The sequence below is a fragment of the Terriglobales bacterium genome, from assembly GCA_035624475.1.
GTDB lineage: Bacteria > Acidobacteriota > Terriglobia > Terriglobales > Acidobacteriaceae > DASPRL01.
In genome coordinates, this window is the sequence record DASPRL010000305.1 from 1 (window position 1) to 2,077 (window position 2,077).

The window sequence follows — 2,077 nt, forward strand, 5'->3', positions numbered from 1 at the left end:
CTCGTGGTTCTGGCAAAACGTGCTCTCCTGCTGGTCTTCCTGCTCTGCCTGGGTTGTGCGGCGCAGTCCAACACCGCAGCCTCCACCCCGGCCTCCAGCGCCGAACTCAACCGGCGCATCGCGCTGCGCATCCGCGAGCGCTTCCAAGTCCCCTCCAAGGTGGACGTCGTGGTGGGCGAGCGCAAGCCCAGCGATTTCCCCGGCTACGACACCCTCACCGTCACTCTGGTCAGCGGCGAGAAGAAGACGCCCTTCGACTTCCTGATCTCCAAAGACAACAACACCCTGGCGCGCTTCACCAAGATGGACGTCAGCGCCGCCGGCGATGTGATGAGCAAGATCGACCTGGCCGGCCGCCCGGTGCGCGGCAACCCTAACGCCAAGGTGGTGGTGGTCAACTTCGACGACTTCCAGTGTCCCTACTGCGCCGAGATGCACAGCGTCATCCTGGAGAGCATCCTCAAGCCCTACGGCGACCGCATCAAGCTGGTGTACAAGGACTACCCGCTGCCCTTCCATCCCTGGGCGCGGCACGCCGCCATGGACGCCAACTGCCTGGCCGCGCAGAACGCCGACGCCTATTGGGGCTTCGCCGACTACGTGCACACCAACCTGGGCAAGATCGAGGGGCCGCGCTCGGCTCCCAAGTCCTTCCCGGACCAGGTCAAGGCCGTGGACCAGGTCGCCGCCGACCAGGCCGCCCGCTTCAAGCTCGACGACTCCCAGCTCGCCGCCTGCCTCAAGACCGCCGACGAGAAGGCCATCGAGGCTTCCATCAAGGAGGGCGACACCCTGGGCGTGGACGGCACTCCCACCATGTTCGTGAACGGGGAGAAGGTGGACGGCGCCGTCCCCCCGGAGGAGTTGCGCCGGGTGCTGGACCGGGCCCTGCGCGATGCCGGCCAGCCCGTGCCGGCGCCCGCCGAGCCGGCCTCCCCGCCCGCTCCCCCGGCCAAGAAGTAGGGGCGCGGCGGAAGCCACCCGAGTTGGCGGGGTCGAAGTGGCTTCGGTACAATCGTTTCTTCCCCTTGTGACCGCTGCCTAAGCTCGCGGAGGACGGATTGAGACTCGATGGCGCGCGATTTTCCCCGGCCAAGGCCCTGGCCGGGCTGTTGACTCTGGCCCTGCTGGCCTGGGGCTTGGGCTGCCACCGTGGCCAGAGCGACAAGGACGTCATGGCCACCGTCAACGGCCAGAAGATCCTGCGCTCCGAGGTCGACAAGTACTTCAATAACCAGACCGCCGACGCTCCCCAGAAGCCCACCGGCGAGCAGGCGGCCAGCCTCCGCCTGGGCATCCTCAGCGAACTCATCCAGCAGCAGATCCTCATGCAGCGCGCCGAGAAGCTCAAGCTGGTGGCCTCCGACGACGAGGTGGAGAGCAAGTTCGCCGAGATCAAGGCCCCCTACACCCAGGAGGAGTTCGCCAAGCGCCTCAAGGACCGCGGCATCACCCAGCAGGACCTGAAGGACGAGGTCCGCCGCAACCTCACCATCCAGAAGCTCTTCAACAAGGAAGTCACCTCCAAGATCAACATCAGCGACGCCGACATCAAGAACTACTACGACGCCCACAAGGCCGAGTTCAACCTCATCGAGCCCCAGTACCACATCGCCCAGATCTGGGTCAGCTCGCAGCCCAATCCCATGGTGCACAACCGCAAGAACTCCAAGGCGCAGAACGACACCGAGGCCCGCGCCAAGGTACAGATGCTCCTCAACCGCCTGGACAGCGGCGACGACTTCGCTACCCTGGCCATGGACTACTCCGAGGACCCCGACTCCGCTCCCAACGGCGGCGACATGGGCCTGGTCCCCGAATCCTCCCTCAAGCAGACCGACCCCGGCACCCGCGACGCCCTCACCAAGATGAAGGCGGGGCAGATCAGCGGCGCCATCCCCGTGGTCGGCCCCCAGGGCAAGGGCTACCGCATCGTGCAGTTGCTGGCCAAGGAGCCCGCCGGGCAGCGCGAGTTCAACGATCCCCGGGTGCAGCAGGCCATCCGCGAGCAACTTCGCCAGCGCCTGGAGCAACTGCTGAAGACCGCCTACTACGAGGTCGCCCGCAACGAGGCCAA

2 protein-coding genes are annotated in these 2,077 nt (G+C 66.3%); both read left to right on the forward strand.

All coding sequences use genetic code 11. The annotated features are described in order from the left end of the window. Positions 1 to 963, forward strand: a 963-nt coding sequence (locus tag VEG08_12155) for a thioredoxin domain-containing protein (GenBank protein ID HXZ28736.1), incomplete at its 5' end; no start/stop codon positions are given. Between the two features lie 98 nt (positions 964 to 1,061). Then, positions 1,062 to 2,077: SurA N-terminal domain-containing protein (locus VEG08_12160; GenBank protein HXZ28737.1), on the forward strand; the 1,016-nt coding region annotated here is incomplete at its 3' end.